This is a genomic window from Synechocystis sp. LKSZ1 (genome assembly GCF_040436315.1).
GTDB lineage: Bacteria > Cyanobacteriota > Cyanobacteriia > Cyanobacteriales > Microcystaceae > Synechocystis.
On sequence record NZ_AP031572.1, the window covers coordinates 1,739,589 to 1,765,454 of the forward strand.

Here is a 25,866-nt window from a genome sequence, read left to right on the forward strand (position 1 = left end):
AGAGAGAATTGCTACGGTGCTATCTTCACTCCTTGCCGATTTTCGCATCATTTTTGAGCGTGACCCCGCCGCTCGCAACTGGCTAGAAGTTTTGTTCTGCTATCCTGGCCTCCAGGCCCTGCTGATCCATCGCCTCTCTCACTGGCTCCATTGCCTCCATTTACCCTTTATTCCCCGTCTACTATCCCACCTGGGTCGATTTTTGACGGGAATTGAGATCCATCCTGGGGCCCAAATTGGCCAAGGGGTTTTTATTGACCATGGCATGGGAGTCGTTATTGGTGAGACGGCGATTATTGGAGATTATGCGCTCATTTACCAAGGCGTGACCCTGGGAGGAACCGGTAAAGAAAGCGGCAAGCGTCACCCGACCTTAGGGGATAACGTAGTGGTTGGGGCCGGGGCCAAGGTGTTGGGCAATATTGAAATTGGCCATAATGTACGCATTGGAGCGGGTTCGGTCGTCCTCAGAAGTGTGCCCTCCGACTGCACGGTGGTGGGGGTGCCGGGCCGGGTTGTGCATCGTTCTGGGGTTAAGGTTAATCCCTTGGAACACGGCAACTTGCCGGATTCGGAAGCTACGGTCATTCGGTTATTGTTGGATCGGATTGAGGCCCTGGAAAACCGGGTGGAAGAACTGCAAAATTATCGCCAACGGGACTTGGATCTCCGCCGCTCTTTAGTTTGTTCAGAAATTGCCCCAGGCCGCTTGGGTCAAAGTTGTCGGCTCGGAGACCGAGAGATTGAGGAATTTTTAGGGGGAACGTTGTAGGTTCCTCTGCTCACTGACAAGGTTGTTTCCCTTGCCATGACTCAGCGGTTAACCTTGCCTCGTTTTTCTCAACTAGACCCAGTCATGCTTAAAATCCTGGGACTAGGCCTCCTGTTTCGGGCCGTTTTAGCCTATTGGGTTCCCCTGGGCTATGACGAGGGCTATTACTACCTCTATACCCAACACTTGGACTGGAGCTATTTTGATCATCCCGTCATGGTGGCCCTGACCACCGGCCTTGGCCCTTGGCTAACGGGCATTACCCATCCCTTAACTCTGCGTTTAGGGCCGCTACTTCTCTATACCGTGAGTTTAGGGTTGCTGTACCTGACCGGCTGTTACCTGTTTAATCTCAAAGTAGCCCGCTATACCCTGCTTCTGGCTTCAATTATTCCGATTTTCCAAGTTGGTTTTGGAGTGCTAACCTTACCGGACAGTCCTCTGGTCTTGTTTTGGTCGGCGACTTTGGGGTTGGCCAGCCTGGAATTTTTTCAGGCCCCCCCCTCCGACTATCGCCCCAGTTATCGCTTAGTGGGTTTAGGGTTCTTATTAGGCCTGGCTTGTCTGAGTAAGTACCATGGCTTTGTTTTGGCCCTGTCCTGCCTTGGCTTTTGTCTTACGATTTCTCCCTATCGTCGGGTCTTCTGGTCGCCCTGGGGGGGCCTGGCCCTGCTGACTTTTCTACTGACCCTTTTTCCTCTGCTCTACTGGAATAGTCAACACGATTGGATTTCCTTCCAGTTTCAATTTTTCCAACGCTTTCATCCTGTTATACCTGAGGAAAAAAGCGTCTATAACCCGCTCCAGGTACTGGCGGTTTTTGGCATGGGGGTGGGCCTGCTCTTTCCGACGTTAGGCCTGCCTCTGTGGTGGGCAATGGGCCGGAGTGTTCAGGCCCAATGGTACTTACCGAGCGCCTTGGCAAAGACTTTCACCGACATCACGGCCCTGAAAACCAAACTGGCTTTTCTGCTCTGGTTGGCCCTGCCTCTGCCCCTCGGTCTGACCCTGCTGGGGGGGAAAGAACAAATTTTAGCCACCTGGCCCATGCCAGGTTTCTGGAGCAGCACTCTTTTGCTCGGCCTCTACGCGGCCCATTGGGAACAGTTTTCTCGGCGGGGGGTCCGTCGGTGGTTGGCGGGGAGTGTCCTGGCCATTATTACTCTACTGCTTTTTTTTCTATTCCATATTCACACCGGCACCCTACTCAAAGCAGGCCAACACTCCCTGGGGGGCGGCTGGCTAGAACCGGCCCAAGATCCGGCCAGTGAACTCCTCGATATTGACCAACTCCGTCAGGGGGTAGAACGCTCACCGGCCTTGAAACAGGCCCTAGAACAGACTGACTTTATTTTTACCAATGCCTACTACCTCGGCGGGCTGATCGATCTGGCCCTAGGCCCCATTGCCCACCGTCCCGTGACCTGTTTTAGCTATGATCCCAGGGGCTTTGCTTTTTGGCCCAATTCCCAGGCCTGGCTGGGCCAAGATGCCCTTTACATCACCCTGGAACGGTTTCAACAAAATCCGGCCCTGACCCAGGAATTTAGTCAATTTTTCCGACATTTTCAAGCAATTGGTCAGGTTCCCTTAACTCGGGGTGGAGTAGTGGTCGAACGCTTCTATTTCTATCAAGCTCGACAGTTGCTCAGGCCCTATCAAGCTGGCCCTGATTCCATTCGTTAAAAAAAAGCCAGCAAGTTAGACTAGCTGGCTCAGGAATAAAGAAGCTCCAAGGCCTACTTATTAGGTTGGGGGGTCATACGCAGATAGGGCTTGATTTCCTTAACCCCTTTGGGGAATTTCGTTTTGGCTTCTTCCGTGGGAATGGAGGGCACCACCACGCAGTCATCCCCATCTTTCCAGTTAGCGGGGGTGGCGACTTGGTGATAGTCCGTCAGTTGCAGGGAGTCGATCACCCGCAAAATTTCGTCGAAGTTACGGCCGGTGCTGGCGGGATAGGTAAAGGTTAAGCGTAATTTTTTGTTGGGGTCGATGATAAAGACCGAGCGCACCGTGAGGCTATTGAGGGAGTTGGGGTGAATCATGCCGTAAAGGTCAGAGACTTTCCGGTCACCATCGGCCAAAATGGGATAGTTAACGGTTGTATTTTGGGTCTCGTTAATATCGCAGATCCAGCCCTTATGGGAGTCTACATCATCGACGCTGAGGGCAATGACCTTAACGTTGCGTTTATCAAATTCTGATTTCAGACTGGCCACAGTACCCAATTCAGTGGTACAAACCGGCGTGTAGTCGGCGGGGTGAGAAAAAAGGACGACCCAGCTATCACCAGCCCATTCGTGGAAAGAAATCGGGCCTTCGCTAGATTCTTGGGTAAAGTCGGGAACAACATCTCCGAGTTGGAGTGCCATAGGTATCTCCTAGTTATGAATCGTCTTGAGGATTGCCTTTCATTTTCCCATAAAACCATCGCCTTTGTGTAAATTCTTTAAGCCGGAGATGTTACGAGCCTGCTGGGTCGCTTTCAATGTGGTCACTAATTCCCGAAGAAGTCGCCAATCTTTAACAGTCTATAGGCCGATTCAGGCCAGTAATTGCCGACGCAATTGGTCTAGGGCCGTACAAGCACTTAGGTAGCGAACTGCTTCTCGGCCACGACGATCTCCAAAGTGATGGGCCTGGACTGTCGCCTTGCCATCGGGCCCAGCAATACCGAGGTAAACCAGTCCCACGGGTTTCTCAGGGCTTCCTCCCCCAGGGCCAGCAATGCCCGTTAAACTCAGGCCCCAGTCAGTGCCTAAGCGGGCCTGGACACCCAGGGCCATTTGTTCCGCCACCTCAGGACTCACTGCGCCGACATCGGCAATCAGCTCGGGATCAACCCCCAGCAGATCAATTTTGGCCGGGTTGGCATAGGCAATCACGCCACCCCAAAAATAATCGGAACTCCCGGCTACATCGGTGAAAAGAGCGCCCAGTTGTCCCCCTGTACAGGATTCCGCGACTGCAACAGTCTGTTGTTTTTCTCGTAACAAGGCCCCCACCACTGCGGCCAAACTGTCTTCGTTGCGGCCAAAGTAGTCGAGGCCGGCAATGGCCTGGATTTGCTGACAGACAGGTTCAATCACCGCGAGGGCCTCGGTCTCATTGGCCCCAGGGCTGGTGACTCGCAAGCGAACTTCCCCCAGGCTGGCGTAGGGGGCCACCGTAGGATTAGTGAGGTCAAAGAAAGGGGCCACTTTGGTTGCTAGGGCCGATTCACTAATACCCCGGAAGCGGAGGGTTTGACTGTAGAGGGCCTGTTGGCCCCAGCCCAGACTTTTCAAATAAGGGATCGCCGTATCCCGCCACATCCGTTTCATTTCCGACGGCACACCGGGAAAGGTTAGCAGACTTTTTCCGGGCTGAGGTTGCCAGAGCAGGCCTGGAGCCGTACCGGTGGGATTGGGTAGGATATCCGCTCCTTCTGGCAGGAGGGCTTGTTTGCGATTATTGGCCCCCATTTCCCGCCCCAGTTGTTGAAATTTTTCGCTGATGTCCGCGAGGATTGATGGTTGTTCCACCAGAGGGACTTGAAAAAAAGTGGCGATGGCCTCGGTGGTTAAATCGTCGGGAGTCGGGCCAAGGCCGCCGGTAAAAATGAGGATAGATGAGCGTTCCAGGGCCTGGGCCATGACCTGATGAATGCGAGCAATATTGTCCCCCACCACGGTCTGGAAATAGTGGGGAATCCCCAATTGCGCCAATTCCTGCGCCAGAAACTGAGCATTACTGTTCAAAATTTCTCCTAGGAGGAGTTCCGTACCCACGCAAATGATTTCTGCACTCATTATTTTTGAAAACTAATCCGCTAGGGGGTTGGGACGGGTCAGGAAGTTGCGACGCTGTCAGTGATTTCCCTCAATGCTGTCGTACCGAGACCCGTCAACACCCAAAGTATAAGGTTGACGTCCCCAGACCTCAAGACTTTTGCTGATACAACGATTCCACTTGCCGATAGGATAGGAAGAGCAACTTAAGTCTAGGCATCGGTCATGGGGTTAGAGTCTCTGCTGGATGAGAAAAAAGAAGGCAAAAAATTAAAAAAACTAGCGGCCAACTGGTCTATTGAAGAGAGTGAAAACTTGTACCGCATTTCCGGCTGGGGAGACCCCTACTTTGCCATCAATGCCGCCGGCCACATCACCGTTTCTCCCCATGGCGACCGGGGCGGTTCCCTCGACCTGCTGGAGTTGGTAGAATCCCTGCGCAAGCGGAAATTAGGTATGCCCTTGTTGATTCGCTTTTCGGATATTCTGGCCGACCGCCTAGAACGCTTAAACAGTTGCTTTGCCAAGGCCATTGCCCGTTATAAATATCCCGGTACGTACCAAGGCGTTTACCCAATCAAGTGCAACCAACAACGCCACCTGGTCGAGGCCCTGGTAAATTACGGCAAACCTTACCAATTTGGTCTAGAGGCCGGTTCTAAGCCGGAGTTAATGATTGCCCTGGCCACCCTGCCCCCCCAACTCGACCGTAACGAAAAGGCCTCCCGTAGTCTAATTATTTGCAATGGTTATAAAGACCGGGAGTACCTGGAAACGGCCCTTCTGGCCAAGCGTTTGGGGCACCGAGCCATTATTGTCATCGACCAACCACGAGAACTGGACTGGATTCTACACATTAGTCAACAATTGGGCATTAAACCCCTGTTGGGCATCCGGGCCAAACTCAGTACCAAAGGCGAGGGCCAGGATCGGACAGCCGTCGGTGACCGGGCTAAATTTGGCCTAACTGTACCGGAAATTTTAGCCGTGGTGAATCGCCTAGAGGCCGTTGATCGTCTGGATTGCCTCAAGTTACTGCATTTCCACGTGGGCTCCCAGATTTCCAACATCACTGTGATCAAGGAGGCCATGCGGGAGGCCAGTCAAATCTATGTGCAACTGGCCAAGCTAGGGGCCAAAATGCGTTACCTCAACGTCGGCGGGGGCCTAGCGGTAGACTACGACGGCTCCAATACCAATTTTCCAGCCTCGAAAAACTACAACATGCAGAACTACGCCAACGACATTGTGGCGGCCATTCAAGAGGCCTGCGAGCAAGCCAATGTCAATGCCCCGACTCTGATCAGTGAAAGCGGCCGGGCCATTGCGGCCCATCAATCGGTGTTGGTGTTTGATGTCCTTGGCACTAACCACATCCGCCACACCCCGCCAGAGGCCCTGGGCAAAAAAGACCATACCATTGTGCAAAACCTATGGGAGGCCTACCAAGGCATTAATCCCAGCAACTACCAAGAGGCCTACCACGATGCCGTGCAACTCAAGGAAGAAGCCATTAGCCTGTTTAATTTTGGCTATTTAAGCCTGACGGAACGGGCCAAGGTCGAGCAATTATATTGGGCTTGTTGTCGCAAAATCCTTAACATCACCCGCAACCAGGACTTTGTACCGGAGGATGTGCAAGACCTGGAAAAACTAATGGCCTCGATCTACTACGTCAATCTTTCGGTGTTTCAGTCTGCTCCGGAATCCTGGTCTTTGAACCAACTTTTTCCGATTATGCCCATTCACCGCCTCAATGAAGAACCCCGACAACGGGCCATTTTGGCGGATTTAACCTGTGACAGCGACGGTAAAATTGATCGTTTTATTGATTTGCGGGATGTCAAATCCTGTCTGGAATTACATGATTTCCGCATTCCTGAAACCCATGCCAAGACCCCCAAAACCGAGGAGATTGAGCCTTATTACTTAGGGATGTTTCTAGTGGGAGCCTACCAGGAAATTATGGGCAATCTCCATAACCTCTTTGGTGATATTAACGTCGTGCACATTGCCATGACCCCCCACGGCTATCAGATCGAATCGGTGGTTAAGGGCGACACCATGAACGAGGTACTGAGTTATGTGCAGTACGATGCCGAAGACCTACTGGAACGCATGCGACGCTACAGCGAAAAGGCCCTGGCCGATGACCACATCACCCTCGAAGAATCCCAACGTCTGCTCCAGGACTACGAGCAGAGTCTGCGGCGTTATACCTATCTGGTGGATGACGGCCTATAGGGCCGCGGGCAGGTACATGGCCTGGAGGACTCGCGCTGGGTCAATGTACTCGCCATTATGCTTTAACCCCCAGTGGAGATGGGGCCCCGTTGTGCGGCCGGTCATCCCCACCCGGCCAATGCGAGCACCGACGGGTAAATCCTGGCCCTCCTGAAGGATAATGCCGCCTTCTTGATCCAACAAAACTCGCTGGCCCTGGTAAACCTCCACCCGGCCCATCAGATGGCAGTAAATATGTTGCCACTCACCGGACTGGACACGAATCATGGTGCCACAGGCCGTATGATCCGACAGTTCCACAATGCGCCCGGCCCACCAATTGCGAATATAGCTCCCCAAGGGAGCCGCCAGGTCGAGGCCGTAGTGAAATTGACGGGTGCCATTAGTAGGAGAAGTGCGGTAGCCAAACCCAGAGGTATAGGTTTGAAAATTTTCGACGGGAAAGGAAGCGTACTGCCAGGGATTGTAGGAACGATTGGCAAGGGGCGCGTACTGGGCCTTCGATGCCAGGGTACCGCTCAGACTCAGACCCGTCCCAAGGATTAAACAGATAAAGCCAGGGATAACGCCACGTTGGGGGCCACCCAGGCCTGACTCGGTTGCACCGAGCCGTAGGGATTGCCAAAACATAGACTACTCCTCACACAGGGGCGAGACTCACGCCTCTATTTTAATGGTTCTGTCTACTTCAGGGATCCAGAAAATAGGCGAGCGAGGTGGGACGGTCATGGGTTGCCCCAATTTTTCGGTAAGATGGGAATTTACGCTTACTTAACCATTCCTTTTTCTAACTGTCCGGCCCCCTGTCTATGATGTCCCCAACCCTTGCAAGTCAGATGTCTTCCGCTGATATGAACCTTGTCTGTCCCCAGTCCTCTGCTTGTCGTTGGCGCGGCCTCATTGAAACCTATCGTCCCTACTTACCGGTGTCGGACAAGACCCCAGTGGTGACGCTCTTGGAAGGCAATACCCCCCTCATCCCAGCCCCGGCCATTGCCGCCCGTTTGGGTCGAGACATCAAAGTTTGGGTGAAGTACGATGGCTTGAATCCCACCGGCAGTTTTAAAGACCGGGGCATGACCATGGCCATTTCCAAAGCCAAGGAAGCTGGTGCCGAAGCCGTCATTTGTGCTAGCACGGGCAATACCTCCGCGGCAGCGGCGGCCTACGCGCGGCGGGCCGGAATGCGAGCCTTTGTTTTGATTCCCGATGGCTACGTGGCCCTGGGGAAATTGGGCCAGGCCCTGATCTACGGGGCCGAAGTGATTGCCATTGACGGCAACTTTGACGATGCCCTGGCCGCCGTGCGTCAACTATCGGAACAGTATCCGGTCACGTTAGTTAATTCCGTCAATCCCTACCGCCTAGAGGGCCAAAAAACTGCCGCCTTTGAAGTGGTGGATGTCCTGGGAGAGGCCCCCGATTGGCTCTGTATTCCTGTGGGCAATGCCGGCAACATTAGCGCCTATTGGATGGGCTTTTGTCAGTACAAAGAATTAGGTAAGAGTCGTCAATTGCCCAAAATGATGGGATTTCAGGCTGCCGGTGCGGCCCCCTTCATTCAAGGCCAGGCTGTCGCTCACCCGGAAACCATAGCCACGGCCATTCGCATTGGCAATCCTGCTAACTGGGACAAGGCCTGGGCCGCCTCCAAGGCCAGTCATGGCACCTTTAACGCCGTCACCGATGAAGAAATCCTAGCGGCCTATCGTCTCCTGGCAGCAGAGGAAGGGGTATTCTGTGAACCCGCCAGTGCGGCCTCTGTGGCGGGCCTGCTCAAAGTCCAAGACCAAGTTCCCGACGGGGCCAAGGTGGTGTGCGTCCTGACGGGTAATGGCCTCAAAGACCCGGATTGCGCGGTGCAAAATAGCGGCAATCAAGTCAAAGCTGGCATCAAGCCCGATTTAGCTTCCGTGGCCAGGGCCATGGGCTTTTAGGGCCAATGCAACCGATTATCAACCTTTGTCTCTGGTTGGCGGGGGCCTTTTGTAGTCCCAGTCCCTTCTATGTCCAAACCCCGCCTACCGTTATCCGGCCCGAGAGCAAACCCTGGTTTAGTCCCCCTAACAATCCTCTAGTCCAAGGGGCCTGGCTGATCGGGGCTGAAAACCAAGCGGGGCCCTACCTCCTGCGCGTGCGACTACAATCCGGGGGCCAGATTCCGCCCCATACCCATCCCGATGAACGGATCACGACGGTCCTGCAAGGAACGCTCTATGTCGGCTTTGGTCAACAATTTGAGGCGGAAAACATGATGGTGGTGCCGGCCGGTGCCGTTTATATCGCCCCTGCCAATACGTCCCATTACGTCTGGGCCAAGGAAGGAGAGGTGATTTATCAAGAAACGGGGACGGGCCCGACAGCGACTCATTTTCTCAAATAACCGGACGGCACCTAGGTCTTTTGCCCGATAACCGCTTGAATCTGCTTTAGGCCCTGTTGGTCTAACTTCCGACTCAGACCGGCCAAAATATCCTTCACGCACCAAGGGCCTTGGTAAATCCAGCCCGTATAGAATTGCAATAAACTAGCCCCAGCTTGAATCTTTTCCCAGGCATCCTCCGCAGAAAAAATGCCCCCAATGCCAATAATCGGCAACTGGCCTTGGGTTTTTTGATAGAGATAACGAATCACTTCGGTGGAGCGTTGGCGGAGGGGCTGACCGCTGATGCCCCCGGCTTCCTGCTGTAGGGAGCGCTGGGTCTCCGGCAGGATTTGGGTTTTCAGGCCAGTGCGTCCAATGGTCGTATTGGTGGCTACCAGGCCCGAAAGATGATAACGCTGGGCCAGGTTAATAATAGAGTCGAGATCGGGCCAATCCAGGTCGGGGGAAATTTTGACCAAGAGGGGTTTGGGTTGAGTATTGACGCTCTGCAGGGCCGCTAAGATTTTTGCTAATTCTTCCGTGGTCTGGAGGCTCCGCAAACCGGGCGTATTGGGAGAACTGACGTTAACCACAAAATAATCGGCAACGTTTTGCAGGGCCAGGAAGCTGGCCTGATAATCGTCAGCAGCCTGTTCCAGGGGGGTGATTTTAGACTTACAAAGATTAATGCCAATGGGAATTGAACGGGGATAATATTGCCAGGTGTCAGCCAGACGCTGGGCCAGAGCCACCGCCCCGCCATTATTGGCCCCTAAACGGTTCAAAACAGCTTGATCCGCCGGTAAGCGAAACAAACGAGGGGTGGGATTACCGGGTTGGGGATGCTGAGTCACTGCGCCGAGTTCTGCAAAGCCGAAACCCAGGGCTGGCCAGAGGGCCGCCGCTTCGCCATCCTTGTCACAGCCCGCCGCTAGGCCAAGGATGTTGGGGAAGGTCAAACCCCAGAGAGATTGACTCAGGCGAGGATCACGGTAGGAAAAAGATTGCTCTACTTGCTCTAGGAGCCAGCCGCCCCCGCCTCGGTTGAAGTGGTCGAGGCCCTGAAGGATTTGCAACAGTAGGCGATGGCCCGCCTCCGGTTGGTGACGGGTGATGCGGAGAATCCAAGGGTACAAAGGACGGGCAGAACTAAACATTGTTAACTTAAGAAATTCGAGTACGAGCCTGCTTCACCATAGCAATCAGAGTCTGGTGGGCATCTTCTGAATCCTGGAGGGGATGGTCAAAGGCAACTCGGACGGTTTGCGGTGTTCCTTCAACAACGGCTTGAAGATCCATCCCGTCGGGATCAATGGCTAGCATTTGGGCCGATTCAACGGAGGCTAACTGGGCAAAGACCCGGGCGTAGAGGGCCACCGCTTCGGCATGGTCTTCGTTCATGTGGCGACAGATACGGTCGCTAATTGCAGGGGAGAGAGGGTCGGCCATGGCGTTGGGGCAAAGATAAACGTTAAGGAACAGTTGAAGGCTGTCCTGGGGAATAAACAACCCAGGAAGTTAGATCTAGGGCTAATTCTAAGGCATCTCTTTCCGAGAAAAAACCTGGCCCGGCCCTGGGCCTTTCTCCCATTGCTGGGAAACGGGGTACAATTGCCTAGGCGAGGGGTCAGGCCCTGGCCCTCCTCCCCTCACTGTTTTCAGTCTTTTTATAGCAGTCGCCCAGGAAAACCGTATGACTGGCCCAGAACTTCGCCAACTTCTGCTCGATAAATGGGGGTACTCCTACGATATCCAACTCCGTAGAGTGAGGGGCCAAATTTTTTTACAGGTCATGTGGAAATACCTTGAACAGGCCTCCTTTCCCCTTTCGGAAGAGGATTACCTGGCCCATCTCAGTACTATTGCCGACTACCTCCAGGCCTGGGGTAGTGGCGACCAAGTCAAACGTTTCTGCCAGCAGACCAAAGAGCGACCGCGTTTGGGCAAAGCCGTTAATATTCCTTTGGATTTAGGGGGCCGGGCCGTGGAATGGATTCTAGAAGAGCGCTAGCATAGCAAGGCATCGGAAAGCAACCACAATGACGACAGAAAAAATTCGCTTAGTTCTCGTAGAAGATGATGACCTCATTTGCCTGGGCCTGCGGTCGGCCTTGGCGACCCACCCTGCCATTGAATGGTTGGCCGAGGCTCACACCGGAGAGGCCGGCCTAGCGGCCATTCAAGCCACCCAGCCCGATGTGGCCATTGTAGACATCGGCTTACCGGACATGGACGGCATTGAATTAACCAAACAGATTAAGCAACTGCCCCTGCCGGTTACGCCCAAGGTGCTGATCTTAACCCTCAACACCCAGGAAGAAGCCGTGTTAGCGGCCTTTAGCGCCGGGGCCGATTCCTACTGCATGAAGGATATTCGATTAGAGCTATTACTCGAGGCCCTCAAGGCCACCCACCTGGGGCAGGCCTGGATTGATCCCGCTATTGCTGGGGTGGTACTGGCCCAGGCCCGGAGTACCCGCCTGCCCTCCACCGATGCGGAGGTTCTTTCCTATCCCTTGACTGAGCGAGAATTAGAGGTCTTGCAGTTAATTGTGGATGGCCTGAGCAATGCCGCCATTGCCGACAAACTGTTTATTACTGTCGGCACCGTGAAAACCCACGTCCGCAATATCTTGAATAAACTTTGTGCCGATGACCGAACTCAGGCCGCCGTCCGGGCCCTGCGGGCCGGCTTAGTCGGCTAGGGGCCTTAGCTGGAGGCGCTGGTGTAGAAACGCAGGGCAAATTGCCAGAAGCGATGGGAAAACCAGAGTAAAAAGAGGGCAGCTCCTAAGGCCCCCCAAACCCAGGTCAGGGCCACGCGGCCCAACATGGCCTGGGATGGAATCGTGGTCAGGAAGGCAATGGGAACAATAAACGTAAAGAAGAAGCGATAGATGGCTGGATAAGCCACCACCGGATAGCGCCCTGCTTCCAATAGGCCCCGCAGAACTTCCGTGACGTTATAAATTTTGACGAACCAAATACTCGTGGCCCCCAGCATAAACCAGAGGCTGTACAACATTACAATCCCCACCAGCAACAGCCCGAGGCCCGCCAGGCCATTCCAGGGAGACAAATGAAGACGGTCGGCGGCATAGAAAATTAAACAAGAACCGAGGCAGAGATCCGGCAGGCCCCAGGGGGAAAGAATGCGAGCCGACAGCCAAAATTGACTGCTAATGGGTTTGAGGAGAACAAAATCCAACGTCCCCTTTTCCACATACTCGACGATGCGATTGAGGTTAGGCATAAACAAACTAGCCGAGGTGCCCTGGAGCAGGGTAAACATCCCCAATACCAGCAGGGCCTGCTCCCAACTCCAACCCTGGAATTGATAACCCGTCCGATAGAACAAAAAGAGACTAAACAGACTGCCTACCATGTTTGCCAGACTGCTAAAACTAGCCAGCACAAAATTGAGACGGTATTCCATCTCCGCCGCAATCGCAGTTTGCCAGAAAAGGCCGAGCACTTTAGTGTAAGTCGCAAGGTTGAGCAAGGTTAAGCCAAAATAAGGACAATTGTTGCCTCTCCTATGTTAGGATGTGAGGTGTAGTTTTGAGAGTTTGGTATTGGTTTCGGCATTGGTATTAAATATTGGCAGGCCTTACCCTGAACGTATTGGCTGGTGTGTTTCCGAAATTTTTCTTCCCCCCTCTCGTTGCTTTTCTTAATTTTGGAGATATCCCATGGCTATTTACGTTGGTAACCTGTTTTATGAGGTCACGCAAGAAGACCTCCGCGAAGTTTTCGCTGAATATGGCGCCGTCAAGCGCGTTTACTTGCCCACCGACCGGGAAACCGGACGGATGCGTGGTTTCGGGTTTGTGGAAATGAACACCGATGATGAAGAAGACAAAGCTATTGAAACCTTAGATGGGGCTCAATGGATGGGTCGCAATCTTAAGGTTAATAAGGCCAAGCCCCGCGAAAACAACAGCTTTGGCGATGGCAACAATAGCTTCCGCAAAAGCAATAGCAACAATTTTGCCCACCGTTAGTTTTTGCATTTTCTCTTCCTTCATTGTCGAGAAAACCTAATGATTCAGGCTCTAAGGGGCAACGATTAAGTTCCTAGAGCCAAGATAAATACTCAAGGAGGCCTAGTCAGTCTCTTTTTTTGTGCTTAAAGAACGGCTAAAGCCAGCGCAGGGTTCCGGCTTGACCGTCCAGTTCAACCTGCGCTCCAACGGGCAGGGCCAAATTCGGGCCATCGTGACCAAAGGGGAGGTCGGAGACAATGGAAAGCGTTAAATCGCCCAAACGATCCTGAAGCACCTGTTCGACGGGCCAACTCGAATATCCCGCTGGAGCCTGGCAACGACTGAACCGGCCCAGGGCAATGCCCGCCAGTTGGGATAATTGACCCGATAAGCGCCATTGAGTGAGCAGGCGGTCGATGCGGTAGGGAGCCTCGGTGACATCTTCCAAGGCCAAAATGGCCCCCTGGAGATGGGGTTGCAACGGAGTGGCCAAAAGATGGGTAGCGACAGTTAAATTGGCGGGAATCAGGGGCCCAGTGACCTTGTCGCCGCCCCAGCCTCGGCCTTGCAGAGGGGAGAGTTCCCGCCCTTCTAGACATGCAAACAGGTGTTCTAAAGAGTCTTCGGGTTCCTGGGCCAAGGTCGTAAGTACCGGGCCATGGAGGGCCATAATTTGATGGGTGGCCAAGCTCCACAGTAATCCCGTCACATCAGAAAAGCCGATCAGCCATTTCAGTGGGGTCGTCGCGGGCCATTGCCATTGCTCCAGCAGTCGCATACTGCCATAGCCCCCCCGACTACAAAGAATACCCTGACAATCGGGGTCTGACCAGGCCAGGGCCAGGGCCTCGCGCCGTTGGGTATCCGTTCCCGCTAGATAGCCCTCCTGGGCCTGCCAATGGGGGCCAACATCAACCCGATAACCCCGATCACGCCAAATTTGGAGGCCTGCTTCTAGGGCCTGGTGTTCCCGGAGAGCACCGCTACTGGAAATCACCACTAGTCTGGCTCCGGGGCGGAGAAATGGTGGCCGTTGCCATCCCGACCAGGGGGTAAAGCCGTTAGAGTTTGATGAAGGCACAGAGACGGAAGTAGAGGGAAACAACAAATTCCTTGACGGGGAAGGTAAGATAGGTCAAGGGATTGATGGTAACAATAATATTGCGCGTATCTCGCTGGGCCGCTTTAATCACTTGCTTAGCAACCCAATCCGCCGACATCACGCCAATGGGATTGAGATTGCTTTTAAAGGGACCAAGAATCAGCTTGCGAATCACGCAGGGAGCATCCAAGCGACGGAGGGTAATCAAATCCCCCATCGCTCGCTTACTCAGTTCGTAGAGGGGACTCAGGGCCGGCCCCACTTCTGCCTCTGACGTGTTCACCCAGACTTCCTTCGTGGCAATCTGGGCATTGGTGCGCACCGTGGCTAAAAATAATTCCAGCAAGCGCCAACCCGAAAAAGTATTCACCTCGTAGGCTTGCTGAATGGCCTCGGGGCTAGTTTGGGCATGGACATTGATGCCGTGGTTAATCACCAAAATATCGACCGTTTCCAGTAATTCTCCTAAGGCCGACTCCTGGCCGATTTGCCAGTGATAAGTAGGAATGGCGGGGGGGGCTTCCGGTGAGAGGGGACGGGAGGTGAGAGCAATGACCTTAGCCTCCTGGCGTTGCAGTTGCTGGAGTAGGGCCTGGCCAAAGGTGCCACTGGCCCCGGTGACAGCAATGGTTTTGCCCTTGAGGGAGAGGGCCGTGCCCAGCAGTTTGTCCACAAACGTAAAGGTGCCGCTATAGTAGGCTTTCTGATTATCAAAATGGTGCCGCCAATGATAGGTGCGATTCACCCGCCAGGCCGCAGGCGGCTCCAGAAAAGGCCCCGGACGGTGGGTCAGATCCGTTTTCTCATCGGCCTGAGGAAGGCCTAGGCCGCGCGCAACCGCCGCCCCTAAAAAAGAGAGGGTATAGACCAAACCGATCCCACTGGCCCCTAGCCAAGACAGGGGGGCTTGCCAGATAAGAAGTAGGCTGATGGGCAAGAGGCCGAGGGTCAGCATAACCAGGGCTTCGGGCACGTCATTATACCAATGGGCCTTGCGATAAATCTCTGGACTGACAACGGATAAATCCGGCCGAAAGACCTTATGGTGCCAAGCATGGAGGCGATAAACTGGCGTCCACACATGGGCCAAGGCATGGTAGGCATCCCGGATCACTTCGGCCCAGAGAATCGAGCCAAGGGCAATCGCCACCATCCAGAGGGGATCAGAAACAACGACGGGCATAGGAGTAACAATAGAACCTTAAAATTGAGCTTTGTTATTGTCGATAGCGGTAAGCGGTATCAAGGGTATTCCCATTAGGACAAAGAAGAACACTACCCGATCCCCAGAGGCCACCAACGCCTTTAAGACTATGACAAAAAACTTAACACTTTTTCGATAGAATAGGGGTCAAACCAGCCCCATTTCGGTCTTGAACGATTACTATGCCCCAATCTCCCTGGACTGATAACGAGTCGGAATCAAATTTTGATCCCCTGCATTCACTCCTACCGGACTGGGATGATCCCGAAGCGGAAGAAGAAGATTTTCGCAACGATTTCTTCCAATATTCTGGGGGCCGTCGTCAAAAAGCAGCCTTTGTATTGATGATGCTGTGGCTGGTGGTAATTTCTCTGCACCTGATTGCCTGGGGTAGTTTATTAGTTTTAGCGTTGATGGGCCTGTTGGCCCTCCAGGCCCTGCGCCTGATGGTGGCTCGGCCAGAAATGGCCCCTGCTCCCTTGACAGAAGAAGCGCCAGACCGCTATCAATCCCTTTCCCTGCTAGTGGCGGCTAAAAATGAAGCGGCGGTGATTCGCCAATTAGTAGGACAGCTCTGTTCCCTCGATTATCCGGCAGATAAGTACGATGTCTGGATTGTGGATGATCATAGTACAGATCAGACGCCACAGATTTTAGATGAGTTAACGCTCCAGTATCCTCAACTGCGGGTCATTCATCGGCCCGCCGGGGCCACGGGGGGAAAATCCGGGGCCTTAAATGAAGTTCTGCAACAGGCATCCGGGGCCATCATTGGGGTGTTTGATGCCGATGCCCAGGTACCGGCCAACCTTCTGCGCCAGGTCGTGCCCTACTTCGAGCAAGAACGACTGGGGGCCGTGCAAGTCCGTAAAGCCATTGCCAATCAGGATGTTAATTTTTGGACAAAGGGCCAGGCGGCAGAAATGGCTCTGGATACCTACTTTCAGCAACAGCGCATCGTCACCGGTGGCATCGGCGAACTGCGGGGCAACGGCCAGTTTGTCTCTCGTCAGGCCCTGGAGGATTGTGGCGGCTGGAATGAACAAACAATCACCGATGACTTGGATTTGACCATTCGTCTGCATCTGCAAAATTGGAAAGTGGCCGTACTCAGTCATCCGCCGGTAGAAGAAGAAGGGGTGACGTCGGCCATGGCCCTGTGGCATCAACGGAATCGCTGGGCCGAAGGTGGCTATCAACGCTACCTCGACTATTGGCGCTGGATTCGCTCTCAACCCATGGGCTGGCGCAAGAAGGTGGATCTTCTGTCCTTTATGCTGATGCAATACCTATTGCCGACGGCGGCAGTCCCCGATGCGATGATGGCCCTGATTCGTCACCATTGGCCCTTGATGGCCCCCTTGACCACCGTTGCCGTTAGTTTTTCCTTCTGGGGCATGTATCGAGGCCTGCGACGGCTCCAGCCCCGTCCCCATCTTTCCTTCTGGGATCAGGCCCAACTGCTGGCCCAAACCCTCCAGGGCACCCTCTACATGTTCCACTGGCTGGTGATCATGCCCTGTGTGACGGCCCGAATGGCGGTGCGGCCTAAACGCCTCAAATGGGTGAAAACGGTTCATGCCGGGGCCAGCGAAGAATCAGCAACCACTGCGATCTAGGTTGAAATAACACAAAGCCAGCCCGGCCAAGGAAGCAAAACTTAAAAAAAGTTAAAGATCCTTTGGGATCGCCATGGAAATACCCGACAGAAAAAGGGAATTGCCCTACCCTATTAAGGAAAAGGCAATTTTATCGTTCCCTATAACCGTCGTGAACATTCCTAGCAATATCATCACGCTCATTATCGGTATTGTCATTACCCTGATCAGCCTTTGGTATGGTCAACACCATGGCTTGATGCCTGTGGCGGCGTCAAAGGATGCCGAGCAGATTGATGGCATTTTTAACTTTATGATGACCATTGCCACGGGCCTATTTCTTCTGGTAGAAGGGATTTTGCTCTACTGTGTGATTCGTTTCCGTCGTCGTCCCGGCGACCAGACCGATGGCCCGCCGGTGGAAGGTAACGTCCCCCTGGAAATTCTTTGGACGGCCATTCCGACGGTCATTGTTTTTATCCTGGCGGTCTATAGTTTCGAGGTTTACAACAGCCTGGGCGGTTTAGACCCAGTGATTTCAGCGGATCGGCCCTCGGAAACCGTTGCCATGAAACAGCATCATGCCGGCCATGACCACATGCTCGCCATGGCCCCCCAATCAAGAGTGGCCCTGGGCATTGGCACCAGTCCTGAGAATGGCAAAGTTGAACCCTTGGTTGTAGATGTCAAAGGGATTCAGTATGCCTGGATTTTTAGCTACCCTGAGACGGGGATTATTTCAGGAGAACTCCATGCGCCCATTGACCGCCCGGTGCAGTTAAACATCAGTGCTGGGGATGTGATCCATGCGGTTTGGATTCCCCAACTGCGGCTAAAACAGGATGCCATTCCTGGCCACGATGCCACGCTCGTGTTTAAAACCGATGTCGCTGGCGAATATCCCATTATTTGTGCTGAGCTCTGTGGCTCCTACCACGGTGGCATGAAGGCGATGTTCTACGCCCAAACCCCCGATGAATTCGAGACCTGGGTTGCGGCCAATCGTCCCGCCAGTGAGAGCGGCGAAGCAGTGGCCCTGCATCTGCCCGATCCCCAGATCATGACCGATACGGAGTATCTGGCCCCCTACGCCCAGGAAATGGGCATCAACTCTGCGGCCCTGGCCCAGGTCAAAGCGGTCTCTGCCGACGCCATCTAACCAGTCAGCTTGCTCTGACTCATTCCCCTAGAACGATTCCTGCTCTTGTCTCTACTTTTCTATGACTACTGCTATTGAACATCTGACGGGCCAGCTTCCCCGGCGTAAGTGGACTGATTACTTTACGTTTTGTACTGACCACAAGGTCATTGGCATTCAATACCTCGTTACCTCCTTTCTCTTTTTCTTCATTGGGGGTTCCTTTGCTGAGGCGATGCGCACGGAATTGGCCACCCCCGACCCGGACTTTGTTTCCCCGGAACTCTACAACCAACTGATGACCTTGCACGGCACGATCATGATCTTCTTGTGGATTGTGCCGGCCGGCGCCGCCTTCGCCAACTACCTGATCCCCTTGATGATTGGCGCGGAAGATATGGCCTTTCCCCGGTTAAATGCCGTAGCCTTTTGGTTAACGCCGCCGGGAGGAGTACTGCTCATTGCTAGCTTCTTTGTGGGGGCCCCTCAGGCCGGTTGGACGTCCTATCCTCCCTTGAGTTTGATCAGCGGTAAATGGGGAGAAGAAATCTGGATTCTGAGTGTCCTTTTGGTGGGAACTTCCTCGATCTTGGGGGCCATTAATTTTGTCACCACCATTCTCAAGATGCGGATTAAGGATATGGATCTACACAGTATGCCCCTCTTTTGCTGGGCCATGCTGGCGACCTCGTCTCTAATCCTGCTGTCAACGCCGGTGTTAGCAGCCGCCCTGATTCTCCTCTCCTTTGATTTGATTGCAGGTACCAGCTTTTTTAATCCCACCGGGGGCGGTGATCCCGTCGTGTATCAACACCTCTTCTGGTTCTACTCCCACCCTGCCGTTTACATCATGATTTTGCCCTTCTTTGGGGTAATTTCTGAGGTGATTCCCGTCCACGCCCGCAAACCCATCTTTGGCTATCGGGCCATTGCCTACTCCAGCTTAGCCATTAGTTTTCTCGGCCTGATCGTTTGGGCCCACCACATGTTTACCAGTGGCACCCCCGGTTGGTTACGGATGTTTTTCATGGCCACCACCATGCTGATCGCCGTACCGACGGGAATCAAGATTTTTAGCTGGTGTGGTACTCTCTGGGGCGGCAAGATTAACCTCAACAGCGCCATGCTCTTTGCTATTGGGTTTCTGGCTTCGTTTCTCATGGGGGGCCTCACGGGCATTATGGTGGCCTCGGTGCCCTTTGATATCCATGTCCATGACACCTATTTTGTGGTAGGTCACTTCCATTACGTCCTCTTTGGTGGCAGTGCCCTGGCCCTGTTCTCCGGGGTTTACCACTGGTTCCCGAAAATGACCGGCAAGATGGTCAACGAAAATCTGGGCCGTCTCCACTTTGCCTTGATGTTTATTGGCCTCAACCTGACCTTTCTGCCCATGCACCAACTTGGCCTACAGGGAATGAATCGTCGCATTGCCCTCTATGACCCCCAGTTCCAGGGCCTAAACCAATTAAGTACGCTGGGGGCCTATTTGTTGGCGGTCTCGACTTTCCCCTTTGTGATCAACGTTATTTGGAGTCTGTGGAAAGGGGAAGCGGCGGCGCGGAATCCCTGGCGGGCCCTGACTCTGGAATGGCAAACGGCTTCTCCACCGATTATCGAAAACTTTGAAGAAGAACCTGTGCTCTGGTCTGGCCCCTACGACTTTGGTATTGACTCCGAAACCATTGATAGCGAAGAAACCGTTGCAGAGATGCTGGCGGAAGTGGGTGCCGAAGCCCGTTAGTTTTTCTCTTGGAGGGCCTTTTGCTCGGGCCCTGCCCAGGGATTGTAACTATTTTTGATTGTGACCGTAATTTAAGGCGAACTATTCATGCAAGGATCTGCTCTGCAAACTGCCCATCTCACCACTGCCGCCCCCGCGGCAGACCACCATCATGCGGGCCATCCCGACCACCGTCTTTTTGGGGTGGTCATGTTCCTAGTGGCGGAAAGTGCGATCTTTCTGGGCCTGTTTTCGGCCTATCTGATCTATCGCAGTATGATGCCCGTCTGGCCTCCTGAAGGTACCCCGGAACGGGAATTACTTCTACCCGGCATTAACAGTATTATTCTGATTGCCAGTAGCTTTGTCATGCACCAAGGCCAGGCGGCCATTAAAAGGAACGATAACGCTGGCCTACAGAAATGGTTTGGCCTGACGGCCCTGATGGGGATTACCTTCCTCGCCGGCCAGGTCTACGAATACTTTCACCTAGAAATGGGGTTAACCACCAACCTCTTTGCCAGTTGTTTCTACGTTTTGACCGGCTTCCATGGTCTCCACGTTACCTTTGGCCTAATGCTCATTTTGGCGGTGTTATGGCGCTCTCGCGCTACCGGCCACTACTCCAGCCAATCCCACTTTGGGGTTGAAGCAGCGGAACTGTACTGGCACTTCGTTGATGTGGTCTGGATTATTCTGTTTATCTTGGTCTATCTTCTCTAAACTCCCTGTGGGGTAACATCACTGTTGCGGTTCCGCCCATTTCACTCTCCTGTCCCCAATGCGTAAACAACCTGCTTTAGGTAATCCGATTAATGTTTGGTTCCAGCGCTTAATTGTGGCCTGCTTTTTGGGGGGACAGGTTTTTTGGCACCTATTGCAGGGCCGTATTCATCGACGCAACACCCTGACTCAAATGAATATTGTCGGGCCGGAGTCCACCAGTATTGCCCTGGTGACGGCAAGTTTTGTCGGCATGGTCTTTACCATCCAGGTGGCCCGCGAGTTTATCTATTTTGGGGCAACAACAACGGTGGGCGGGGTATTGGCCCTGGCCCTGGCCCGAGAATTGGCCCCGGTTTTAACCGCAGTTGTCGTCACGGGCCGGGTTGGGTCGGCCTTTGCGGCGGAGATCGGAACCATGCGGGTGACGGAGCAAATTGATGCCCTTTACATGCTCAAAACCGATCCTATTGATTACTTAGTCGTGCCTCGGGTGGTGGCCTGTGCCCTGATGTTACCGATTTTGGATCTGCTCTCGCTCTTGGTGGGCATGGCCGGGGGCCTATTGATTGCCTATAGTCTTTACGACATCAACCCCAGTGTCTTTCTGAAATCCGTGCAAAACTTTGTGGAACTCTGGGACGTGTTTAGTTCTCTTATTAAATCACTCATTTTTGGCGCGGTGATTGCGGTGATTGGCTGTAGCTGGGGCCTAACCACCACTGGCGGGGCCAAAGGAGTCGGCCAATCGACAACGACGGCGGTTGTCACCTCTCTACTGGCGGTCTTTATCCTTAACTTTTTCCTCTCTTGGCTGATGTTCCAAGGCACCGGAGATGTGAGTATTGAGTAAAGAACTCTCTTCTCAACCATGCCTAACCTTTCTAATCCTGGCCCTTTGAGCAAAATTGTGGATGACCTCGGTATTCCCCTGATCGAGCGTCATCTTTTTCTTTGTTGTGACCAAACCAAGCCCAAGTGTTGCGACCGAGAGGACAGCCTCGTGGCCTGGGATTACCTGAAAAAACGATTAGCAGAGCTGGGTCTGAACCGGCCCCAAGTCGACCGTCCTACCTGTGTTTTCCGCACTAAAGCCAATTGCCTCCGCATCTGTGCTCAAGGCCCGCTTTTATTAATTTACCCCGAAGGCACTTGGTACCATAGCTGTACCCCGGAAGTCTTGGAACGAATCATCCAAGAACACCTCTTGGGCAATCAACCAGTAGCTGATTATCTTTTAGTTACCCATGTCTTAGACAGGCCCATTCCCGCTACGGCCTCGGTGGGGAAGTCGGCGCAGTTGGAATTGTCCGAGTTGGACTCGCTGCGGGCTTAGGCTCTGGTTTTTTGACCTCAGGGATGGGCAGGAGGTAAACGCCTACTGCCGCCACAGCCAGGCCAATAAAACCAATGGTAGCTGGAACAAGTCGCTGGGCTAGGGGTTCGTCTGGAGGGCGAAAACGGCGTGAGGCCGGTGCCAGCTTAAGGGAAAAATCGGGAAGGGTTTGACTGTCAGCAATGAATTGATCTACCGCTTCCACTAAGTCAAACAGTTGCACAGTGGATAGGTCGATAGAAACCGGGGCCTGGTGAAGTTCGGAAGCGGGATGCCAGGTTAAACGATGGAGAGATGGGTCAGGTAAGGGAGTGAGTTCACAATACTCATCGTTGGTTTTCGGTGGCGGAGAATGGGGAATCCCGCTTAGACAGGTCTGGGCATAGTGGCTGACCACCTGGGCCAAACTTTCTAGGAAAGATCGTCCGCCCTCTAGGGTTTGGTTAATCCCGACAAATTGGCATTGGACGTTGACAACAATGGATAGGGGCGGCCGCAGGGACTGGGGGTCACTGCCATCACTCAAGCCTTCTAGTACCAAAGTACAATTAGGTAGATTGTATTGACGACGAATATTCATGCCACTTCTCCATCAAATAAGCTAATCCAAAACCGCTGGAGACCATTCGTGCCCGTGCAAAAAAGGAGTTGCTTGAGCAGGGCCAGGGCAAAGTCATCAAGGGCTGTTTCCGAGGCCAGGTAGACCGAGACCTTAGCCCGTCGGGGATTCATGCGACTCTGAAAGTGGGAACGAAATTGTTCTAGATATTCTGAGAGCAAAAAATGAGTCCCCACCGGTAAATCCTTTTCCCGCATCTGTTGTTCAGCGAGGAGGAGTTGGCGAATGGGGACGGTTAACTGCTTAGCCCGATAATTCGCTAGTAAAACTAACGTTTTTGCTTGATCCAGGCTCAAGGTAGTGCGCTGGTAGGAACGTCGCCAGGGATTAGTACATCGCAAACGCCATAACTCAAGGCGATTGCGGATCACCGCTTGCAATTCCAATTGTTCAATGGTTTCTAACATCCGCTCCGATGCCCCAATTTCCAACGCTTCGATGGCCAGTAAAACTAGATCGATTTGCTGTTGAATCCGGGCGACACAGCGCTGGCCAGAGAGGGGAAAATCTGGCAAGGTTTTGAGGATCAGGGGCTGATGGTCAACAGCAGTAGTGGGGTCAGGCATTGAGGCGACGACGGGACTCATCCAAAAATTTTGCTTAAACAGGACAAGGACAATAGACAGTGCGGTGGGAGTATCGACCTCTCATCTTATCACTCCCGGTATTATGGCCTCGACAAGGCAAGCGAATCTGAAGTCTTTCTCAGAGGCGAAATGAACCTTACAGCTCGTTCGGTTATTGCACAAGGGAATAGGAGAGGCTCGACACTAGGTTAGCAAGATTGCATTCGACGTGGCTTTTATATTTCCGAAAATATAAACCGATGACCAAAAATTGTAAAGGACAACATTAATTTATCTGGAAGTGTTGGAGTTCTTAGGTTGTTAGGTTGTTAGGTTTGTAATCTGCATGGATGTTTCCTCCTAAACTTGATAATCTTAATTGGGTAATCGCTGTTTAATTTTCTTCATGATGGCGATCTGCTCGCCATTAAATTTCAGAGTTTAGGTTTCTTGTGCTGGGATATTAAAAATTATTTTAATGCTTCAATATAATCGACATATATGTTTATTAATTTTATAGTCAATAATGAATTTTTCAACTTCTGGCCAAATTTTTGCTAGAAATTGATGAAAGTCTTTTCTACGCATATTGCCAAAACGCAAATGAACAACTTTAGCCGGAAATTCATCAATCATTAGTCTTTCTGAAAAGTCAGCATCTTTAGTCACAATAATTAGGTTGTTGACTTTAGCATATTCCCAAATTTGGCTACCTGTTGGACTCTTCCCCAAACTAGAGACATGATAAATTGGCAAAGATGATTGAAACGTTACGTTTGCGGGTAGATTTTCATCAAATAAATAGCCCTTCATGCAATTTCTTTTATTTGGTAGCTTCGAGCCATCAGCTTGGTGACAAATTGGAGACAGGCATAAATATCGTCTTCAGTTAGGTTAGGATATTCTTCTAGGATATCTGGGATTGAGTCTCCAGCGGCCAGAAATCCCATAATAGTTTGTACAGTAATTCTGGTTCCAGAAATTGTTGGTTTGCCGTTGCAAATATCAGGATGAATTTGAATTTTATTCATGATACTTGTCCTTGAAAAAATTGGAGTGAGAATAATAGATAAGAATCAATCTAAATCAACTCATTGGTATGCTTTCGCTGAGCTAATTGTTTCATGTTTTTTTGTCGGTTTTCACGAATTTTTATTAACTGTTGTTGTATAGTCGGTGATACTTATAATTCTAATTCTTATGGGTTAAGATAGTCGTCTAGGCTTTCAATTATAGCCAAACGAAGTAGGTCTTGGAGCTCTGGGGGGGGGTCGTTCTTTAATCTGCATTGAAATTTCCTGATGTCTACAACTTTTCAAAATAACGCAAAATTACAGTAAGGGTTGCTGTTATTTAAATGAATATTAATTTTTCTGGAACCATGTATCAATATTTAAAAGCAACCATAAAGTTCCAGGAAAAATCGCCACAACAGGTACGATTGTATTTAAAAGCTATCTACAATACAAGCTAAAGTTATCGCAAACATAAGAAGCCACAAGTTAATACCTGTGTGCAGACATAATCCTCGACGATTTGCTAATTTCGGCTCCAAGATGCTTAATTTTTCCTGTTATTGAGCAATCACAATAACGGCATGTATCAGCATTAGAGCTAACTTTTTGAGAGCAGTCTGGATATACAACAAGAGACATTTAATTTTCTTTACATACGAGTTTGAAATGACAATTCATGTTTTTGTAATGAACACAACTAATTTGGATGAACAACTTTTGAAGATTAAATGGGTTTAACAGAATCGCCAACTTGAGGGTTGTCGAATGGCCTTAAAATTACTTCTTTTGGTTTTATTACCCCAAAATTATCAACATCTCCTAAGAAAAGCTGTGCTACACGATTACCTCTTCTATTAATACTGAGTTTTTGATATGTTTTATCAGACTCAATGATCGCATATTTGTCTTCTACCTGAAAAACTTTACCAGTGCCCTTAACTAATTCTAAGTTTCCTAGCAACTTACCTGTGTCAGGATCAACAATTTGCTCTTGATCTACCTTATAAATCATGACTCTTTGTCCTTCACGAATACCATGCTCTTTGCCGCGATTAATCACCAGCTTATAATTATCAATAACTCTAGCAACTTTTGCTGGAAAAGCTCCAGGTTTAGCAATCATAGGGGCATAGGATTGATTTTCCATATTTATCTCCTTATTGTTGTCAGTTAGAAATCCCTAGTAACTCCAGGTTTAATAAATGTTTTAGCGAGGACTTGAGAATCATTATTTTCTAAACGAGCTAAAATGTCCTGATAAGTCGGCTCAGGATAATCAACCTCCACCTGAACATTGCCATCACGTTGAACATTTTTGACATAACCAATGGCAATTAAAGACTCAAAACCATTTTCGTCGGTATAGTAAAAGGACACCCGAGAATCAATCGCAAATACCTCAGAGTATTCAATTAAACAAATAATGGTTTTATTTTTGTTTTCTTTGACAACTCGCAAAATGGCAGGATGTCGAAAACGTAAATAGTCTTTATGGGTTAATTCATAGGCATTAAATAGCGTTGAAATGATTAGGATGAAGACTGTAATTAAGATAACAACAACGTAGAGGGGAATTGTAAGCTTCCCTGAGACCACAGAAAAGAGAATGGCAAGGACAATTCCGAAAAATCCATACCAAAAATTTTGAACTTCCCGGAAACTCGACCAAATACGCCCCCAAAAATTATCTTTCATATATTC

Annotated in this window: 28 protein-coding genes; 14 read left to right on the forward strand and 14 right to left on the reverse strand. The window is 51.6% G+C overall.

Features of this window, described 5'->3' with window-relative positions:
* Positions 1-16: 16 nt before the first annotated feature.
* Positions 17-772 (forward strand): serine O-acetyltransferase, encoded by a 756-nt coding sequence (cysE, locus tag ABXS88_RS08195; protein WP_353674686.1) that lies wholly within the window; start codon positions 17-19, stop codon positions 770-772.
* Positions 773-808: 36 nt separating this feature from the next.
* Entirely contained in the window at positions 809-2,458 is a 1,650-nt protein-coding gene (locus tag ABXS88_RS08200) for a glycosyltransferase family 39 protein (protein ID WP_353674687.1), read from the forward strand.
* A 53-nt stretch (positions 2,459-2,511) separates the two neighbouring features.
* On the opposite strand, the gene ABXS88_RS08205 is transcribed toward ABXS88_RS08200, so the two are convergent.
* On the reverse strand, positions 2,512-3,147 hold the full coding sequence (locus ABXS88_RS08205; RefSeq protein ID WP_353674688.1) for a peroxiredoxin: 636 nt from the start codon (positions 3,145-3,147) through the stop codon (positions 2,512-2,514).
* Positions 3,148-3,318: 171 nt separating this feature from the next.
* Positions 3,319-4,566, reverse strand: a complete 1,248-nt coding sequence (locus ABXS88_RS08210) for a competence/damage-inducible protein A (RefSeq protein WP_353674689.1) — start codon at positions 4,564-4,566, stop codon at positions 3,319-3,321.
* Positions 4,567-4,770: 204 nt separating this feature from the next.
* Here ABXS88_RS08210 and speA point away from each other — a divergent pair, with 204 nt between their 5' ends.
* On the forward strand, positions 4,771-6,789 hold the full coding sequence (speA, locus tag ABXS88_RS08215) for a biosynthetic arginine decarboxylase (protein ID WP_353674690.1): 2,019 nt from the start codon (positions 4,771-4,773) through the stop codon (positions 6,787-6,789).
* Here speA and ABXS88_RS08220 read toward each other — a convergent pair.
* A complete protein-coding gene (locus ABXS88_RS08220; protein ID WP_353674691.1) occupies positions 6,784-7,419 on the reverse strand; it encodes a M23 family metallopeptidase in 636 nt (211 codons plus the stop codon). The genes speA and ABXS88_RS08220 overlap by 6 nt on opposite strands.
* Positions 7,420-7,625: 206 nt before the next feature.
* Here ABXS88_RS08220 and thrC point away from each other — a divergent pair, with 206 nt between their 5' ends.
* Positions 7,626-8,726, forward strand: coding sequence for a threonine synthase (thrC, locus tag ABXS88_RS08225; protein WP_353674692.1), 1,101 nt, complete (start codon positions 7,626-7,628; stop codon positions 8,724-8,726).
* Positions 8,727-8,731: 5 nt separating this feature from the next.
* Positions 8,732-9,172 (forward strand): cupin domain-containing protein, encoded by a 441-nt coding sequence (locus ABXS88_RS08230; protein WP_353674693.1) that lies wholly within the window; start codon positions 8,732-8,734, stop codon positions 9,170-9,172.
* A gap of 11 nt (positions 9,173-9,183) precedes the next feature.
* Here the strand turns inward: ABXS88_RS08230 and ABXS88_RS08235 are convergent, their stop codons facing one another.
* Together ABXS88_RS08235 and ABXS88_RS08240 are read right to left on the reverse strand one after the other, a co-directional pair.
* Complete coding sequence (locus ABXS88_RS08235; protein WP_353674694.1) at positions 9,184-10,311, reverse strand: quinone-dependent dihydroorotate dehydrogenase; 1,128 nt, start codon at positions 10,309-10,311, stop codon at positions 9,184-9,186.
* A 7-nt stretch (positions 10,312-10,318) separates the two neighbouring features.
* The gene (locus ABXS88_RS08240) at positions 10,319-10,603 is read right to left on the reverse strand and encodes a DUF2470 domain-containing protein (protein ID WP_353674695.1); all 285 of its coding nucleotides are present in this window, start codon (positions 10,601-10,603) and stop codon (positions 10,319-10,321) included.
* Between the two features lie 244 nt (positions 10,604-10,847).
* Here ABXS88_RS08240 and ABXS88_RS08245 point away from each other — a divergent pair, with 244 nt between their 5' ends.
* Positions 10,848-11,165, forward strand: a complete 318-nt coding sequence (locus ABXS88_RS08245; RefSeq protein ID WP_353674696.1) for a DUF3067 family protein — start codon at positions 10,848-10,850, stop codon at positions 11,163-11,165.
* Positions 11,166-11,193: 28 nt separating this feature from the next.
* Positions 11,194-11,859 carry a response regulator transcription factor gene (locus tag ABXS88_RS08250; protein ID WP_353674697.1) on the forward strand — a complete coding sequence of 222 codons (666 nt, stop codon included), beginning with the start codon at positions 11,194-11,196 and terminating at the stop codon, positions 11,857-11,859.
* Between the two features lie 5 nt (positions 11,860-11,864).
* Here the strand turns inward: ABXS88_RS08250 and ABXS88_RS08255 are convergent, their stop codons facing one another.
* A complete protein-coding gene (locus ABXS88_RS08255) occupies positions 11,865-12,590 on the reverse strand; it encodes an ABC transporter permease (protein WP_353674797.1) in 726 nt (241 codons plus the stop codon).
* Between the two features lie 256 nt (positions 12,591-12,846).
* Between ABXS88_RS08255 and ABXS88_RS08260 the strand changes: the two genes are divergently transcribed.
* Positions 12,847-13,158: an RNA-binding protein gene (locus ABXS88_RS08260; RefSeq protein WP_353674698.1), complete on the forward strand. Its 312-nt coding sequence runs from the start codon at positions 12,847-12,849 to the stop codon at positions 13,156-13,158.
* A gap of 136 nt (positions 13,159-13,294) precedes the next feature.
* Here ABXS88_RS08260 and ABXS88_RS08265 read toward each other — a convergent pair whose 3' ends face one another.
* Both ABXS88_RS08265 and ABXS88_RS08270 read right to left on the reverse strand, forming a co-directional pair.
* Positions 13,295-14,221, reverse strand: coding sequence for an LD-carboxypeptidase (locus ABXS88_RS08265; RefSeq protein ID WP_353674699.1), 927 nt, complete (start codon positions 14,219-14,221; stop codon positions 13,295-13,297).
* Entirely contained in the window at positions 14,202-15,425 is a 1,224-nt protein-coding gene (locus ABXS88_RS08270; protein WP_353674700.1) for a bifunctional sterol desaturase/short chain dehydrogenase, read from the reverse strand. Before ABXS88_RS08270 ends, ABXS88_RS08265 begins: the two co-directional genes overlap by 20 nt.
* A gap of 203 nt (positions 15,426-15,628) precedes the next feature.
* Here ABXS88_RS08270 and ABXS88_RS08275 point away from each other — a divergent pair, with 203 nt between their 5' ends.
* The 6 genes from ABXS88_RS08275 to ABXS88_RS08300 all read left to right on the forward strand — a co-directional run bounded on the left by ABXS88_RS08275 (position 15,629) and on the right by ABXS88_RS08300 (position 21,964).
* Positions 15,629-17,065 (forward strand): glycosyltransferase family 2 protein, encoded by a 1,437-nt coding sequence (locus ABXS88_RS08275; RefSeq protein WP_353674701.1) that lies wholly within the window; start codon positions 15,629-15,631, stop codon positions 17,063-17,065.
* Positions 17,066-17,216: 151 nt separating this feature from the next.
* Positions 17,217-18,203, forward strand: coding sequence for a cytochrome c oxidase subunit II (locus ABXS88_RS08280; RefSeq protein ID WP_353674702.1), 987 nt, complete (start codon positions 17,217-17,219; stop codon positions 18,201-18,203).
* A 61-nt stretch (positions 18,204-18,264) separates the two neighbouring features.
* The gene (ctaD, locus tag ABXS88_RS08285) at positions 18,265-19,926 is read left to right on the forward strand and encodes a cytochrome c oxidase subunit I (RefSeq protein WP_353674703.1); all 1,662 of its coding nucleotides are present in this window, start codon (positions 18,265-18,267) and stop codon (positions 19,924-19,926) included.
* An 87-nt stretch (positions 19,927-20,013) separates the two neighbouring features.
* On the forward strand, positions 20,014-20,628 hold the full coding sequence (locus ABXS88_RS08290) for a heme-copper oxidase subunit III (protein WP_353674704.1): 615 nt from the start codon (positions 20,014-20,016) through the stop codon (positions 20,626-20,628).
* 58 nt (positions 20,629-20,686) lie between these two features.
* A complete protein-coding gene (locus tag ABXS88_RS08295) occupies positions 20,687-21,481 on the forward strand; it encodes an MlaE family lipid ABC transporter permease subunit (RefSeq protein WP_353674705.1) in 795 nt (264 codons plus the stop codon).
* Between the two features lie 18 nt (positions 21,482-21,499).
* On the forward strand, positions 21,500-21,964 hold the full coding sequence (locus ABXS88_RS08300; protein ID WP_353674706.1) for a ferredoxin: 465 nt from the start codon (positions 21,500-21,502) through the stop codon (positions 21,962-21,964).
* Here ABXS88_RS08300 and ABXS88_RS08305 read toward each other — a convergent pair.
* The 6 genes from ABXS88_RS08305 to ABXS88_RS08330 all read right to left on the reverse strand — a co-directional run bounded on the left by ABXS88_RS08305 (position 21,900) and on the right by ABXS88_RS08330 (position 25,860).
* Positions 21,900-22,544 (reverse strand): DUF4335 domain-containing protein, encoded by a 645-nt coding sequence (locus ABXS88_RS08305; RefSeq protein WP_353674707.1) that lies wholly within the window; start codon positions 22,542-22,544, stop codon positions 21,900-21,902. The two genes, ABXS88_RS08300 and ABXS88_RS08305, sit on opposite strands and share 65 nt — an antisense overlap.
* Positions 22,541-23,149 carry a DUF3038 domain-containing protein gene (locus ABXS88_RS08310; protein WP_353674708.1) on the reverse strand — a complete coding sequence of 203 codons (609 nt, stop codon included), beginning with the start codon at positions 23,147-23,149 and terminating at the stop codon, positions 22,541-22,543. Before ABXS88_RS08310 ends, ABXS88_RS08305 begins: the two co-directional genes overlap by 4 nt.
* Before the next feature lie 483 nt (positions 23,150-23,632).
* Positions 23,633-23,962 (reverse strand): DUF5615 family PIN-like protein, encoded by a 330-nt coding sequence (locus ABXS88_RS08315; RefSeq protein WP_353674709.1) that lies wholly within the window; start codon positions 23,960-23,962, stop codon positions 23,633-23,635.
* On the reverse strand, positions 23,959-24,180 hold the full coding sequence (locus tag ABXS88_RS08320) for a DUF433 domain-containing protein (protein ID WP_353674710.1): 222 nt from the start codon (positions 24,178-24,180) through the stop codon (positions 23,959-23,961). Before ABXS88_RS08320 ends, ABXS88_RS08315 begins: the two co-directional genes overlap by 4 nt.
* A 709-nt stretch (positions 24,181-24,889) precedes the next feature.
* Positions 24,890-25,312, reverse strand: a complete 423-nt coding sequence (locus ABXS88_RS08325; RefSeq protein WP_353674711.1) for a FlgT C-terminal domain-containing protein — start codon at positions 25,310-25,312, stop codon at positions 24,890-24,892.
* 23 nt (positions 25,313-25,335) lie between these two features.
* Entirely contained in the window at positions 25,336-25,860 is a 525-nt protein-coding gene (locus ABXS88_RS08330) for a hypothetical protein (protein WP_353674712.1), read from the reverse strand.
* Between the last annotated feature and the right edge of the window lie 6 nt (positions 25,861-25,866).

Coding starts and splice junctions, on each gene's coding strand:
- ABXS88_RS08255 (WP_353674797.1), bottom strand. CDS start 12,590: ATGGAATACCGTCTCAATTTTGTGCTGGCTAGTTTTAGCAGTCTGGCA.
- ABXS88_RS08315 (WP_353674709.1), bottom strand. CDS start 23,962: ATGAAGGGCTATTTATTTGATGAAAATCTACCCGCAAACGTAACGTTT.
- ABXS88_RS08260 (WP_353674698.1), top strand. CDS start 12,847: ATGGCTATTTACGTTGGTAACCTGTTTTATGAGGTCACGCAAGAAGAC.
- ABXS88_RS08230 (WP_353674693.1), top strand. CDS start 8,732: ATGCAACCGATTATCAACCTTTGTCTCTGGTTGGCGGGGGCCTTTTGT.
- ABXS88_RS08200 (WP_353674687.1), top strand. CDS start 809: ATGACTCAGCGGTTAACCTTGCCTCGTTTTTCTCAACTAGACCCAGTC.
- ABXS88_RS08295 (WP_353674705.1), top strand. CDS start 20,687: ATGCGTAAACAACCTGCTTTAGGTAATCCGATTAATGTTTGGTTCCAG.
- ABXS88_RS08270 (WP_353674700.1), bottom strand. CDS start 15,425: ATGCCCGTCGTTGTTTCTGATCCCCTCTGGATGGTGGCGATTGCCCTT.
- ABXS88_RS08325 (WP_353674711.1), bottom strand. CDS start 25,312: ATGGAAAATCAATCCTATGCCCCTATGATTGCTAAACCTGGAGCTTTT.
- ABXS88_RS08310 (WP_353674708.1), bottom strand. CDS start 23,149: ATGCCTGACCCCACTACTGCTGTTGACCATCAGCCCCTGATCCTCAAA.
- thrC (WP_353674692.1), top strand. CDS start 7,626: ATGTCTTCCGCTGATATGAACCTTGTCTGTCCCCAGTCCTCTGCTTGT.
- ABXS88_RS08235 (WP_353674694.1), bottom strand. CDS start 10,311: ATGTTTAGTTCTGCCCGTCCTTTGTACCCTTGGATTCTCCGCATCACC.
- ABXS88_RS08275 (WP_353674701.1), top strand. CDS start 15,629: ATGCCCCAATCTCCCTGGACTGATAACGAGTCGGAATCAAATTTTGAT.
- ctaD (WP_353674703.1), top strand. CDS start 18,265: ATGACTACTGCTATTGAACATCTGACGGGCCAGCTTCCCCGGCGTAAG.
- ABXS88_RS08300 (WP_353674706.1), top strand. CDS start 21,500: ATGCCTAACCTTTCTAATCCTGGCCCTTTGAGCAAAATTGTGGATGAC.
- ABXS88_RS08250 (WP_353674697.1), top strand. CDS start 11,194: ATGACGACAGAAAAAATTCGCTTAGTTCTCGTAGAAGATGATGACCTC.
- speA (WP_353674690.1), top strand. CDS start 4,771: ATGGGGTTAGAGTCTCTGCTGGATGAGAAAAAAGAAGGCAAAAAATTA.
- ABXS88_RS08220 (WP_353674691.1), bottom strand. CDS start 7,419: ATGTTTTGGCAATCCCTACGGCTCGGTGCAACCGAGTCAGGCCTGGGT.
- ABXS88_RS08320 (WP_353674710.1), bottom strand. CDS start 24,180: ATGAATAAAATTCAAATTCATCCTGATATTTGCAACGGCAAACCAACA.
- ABXS88_RS08205 (WP_353674688.1), bottom strand. CDS start 3,147: ATGGCACTCCAACTCGGAGATGTTGTTCCCGACTTTACCCAAGAATCT.
- ABXS88_RS08210 (WP_353674689.1), bottom strand. CDS start 4,566: ATGAGTGCAGAAATCATTTGCGTGGGTACGGAACTCCTCCTAGGAGAA.
- ABXS88_RS08290 (WP_353674704.1), top strand. CDS start 20,014: ATGCAAGGATCTGCTCTGCAAACTGCCCATCTCACCACTGCCGCCCCC.
- ABXS88_RS08240 (WP_353674695.1), bottom strand. CDS start 10,603: ATGGCCGACCCTCTCTCCCCTGCAATTAGCGACCGTATCTGTCGCCAC.
- ABXS88_RS08305 (WP_353674707.1), bottom strand. CDS start 22,544: ATGAATATTCGTCGTCAATACAATCTACCTAATTGTACTTTGGTACTA.
- ABXS88_RS08245 (WP_353674696.1), top strand. CDS start 10,848: ATGACTGGCCCAGAACTTCGCCAACTTCTGCTCGATAAATGGGGGTAC.
- ABXS88_RS08330 (WP_353674712.1), bottom strand. CDS start 25,860: ATGAAAGATAATTTTTGGGGGCGTATTTGGTCGAGTTTCCGGGAAGTT.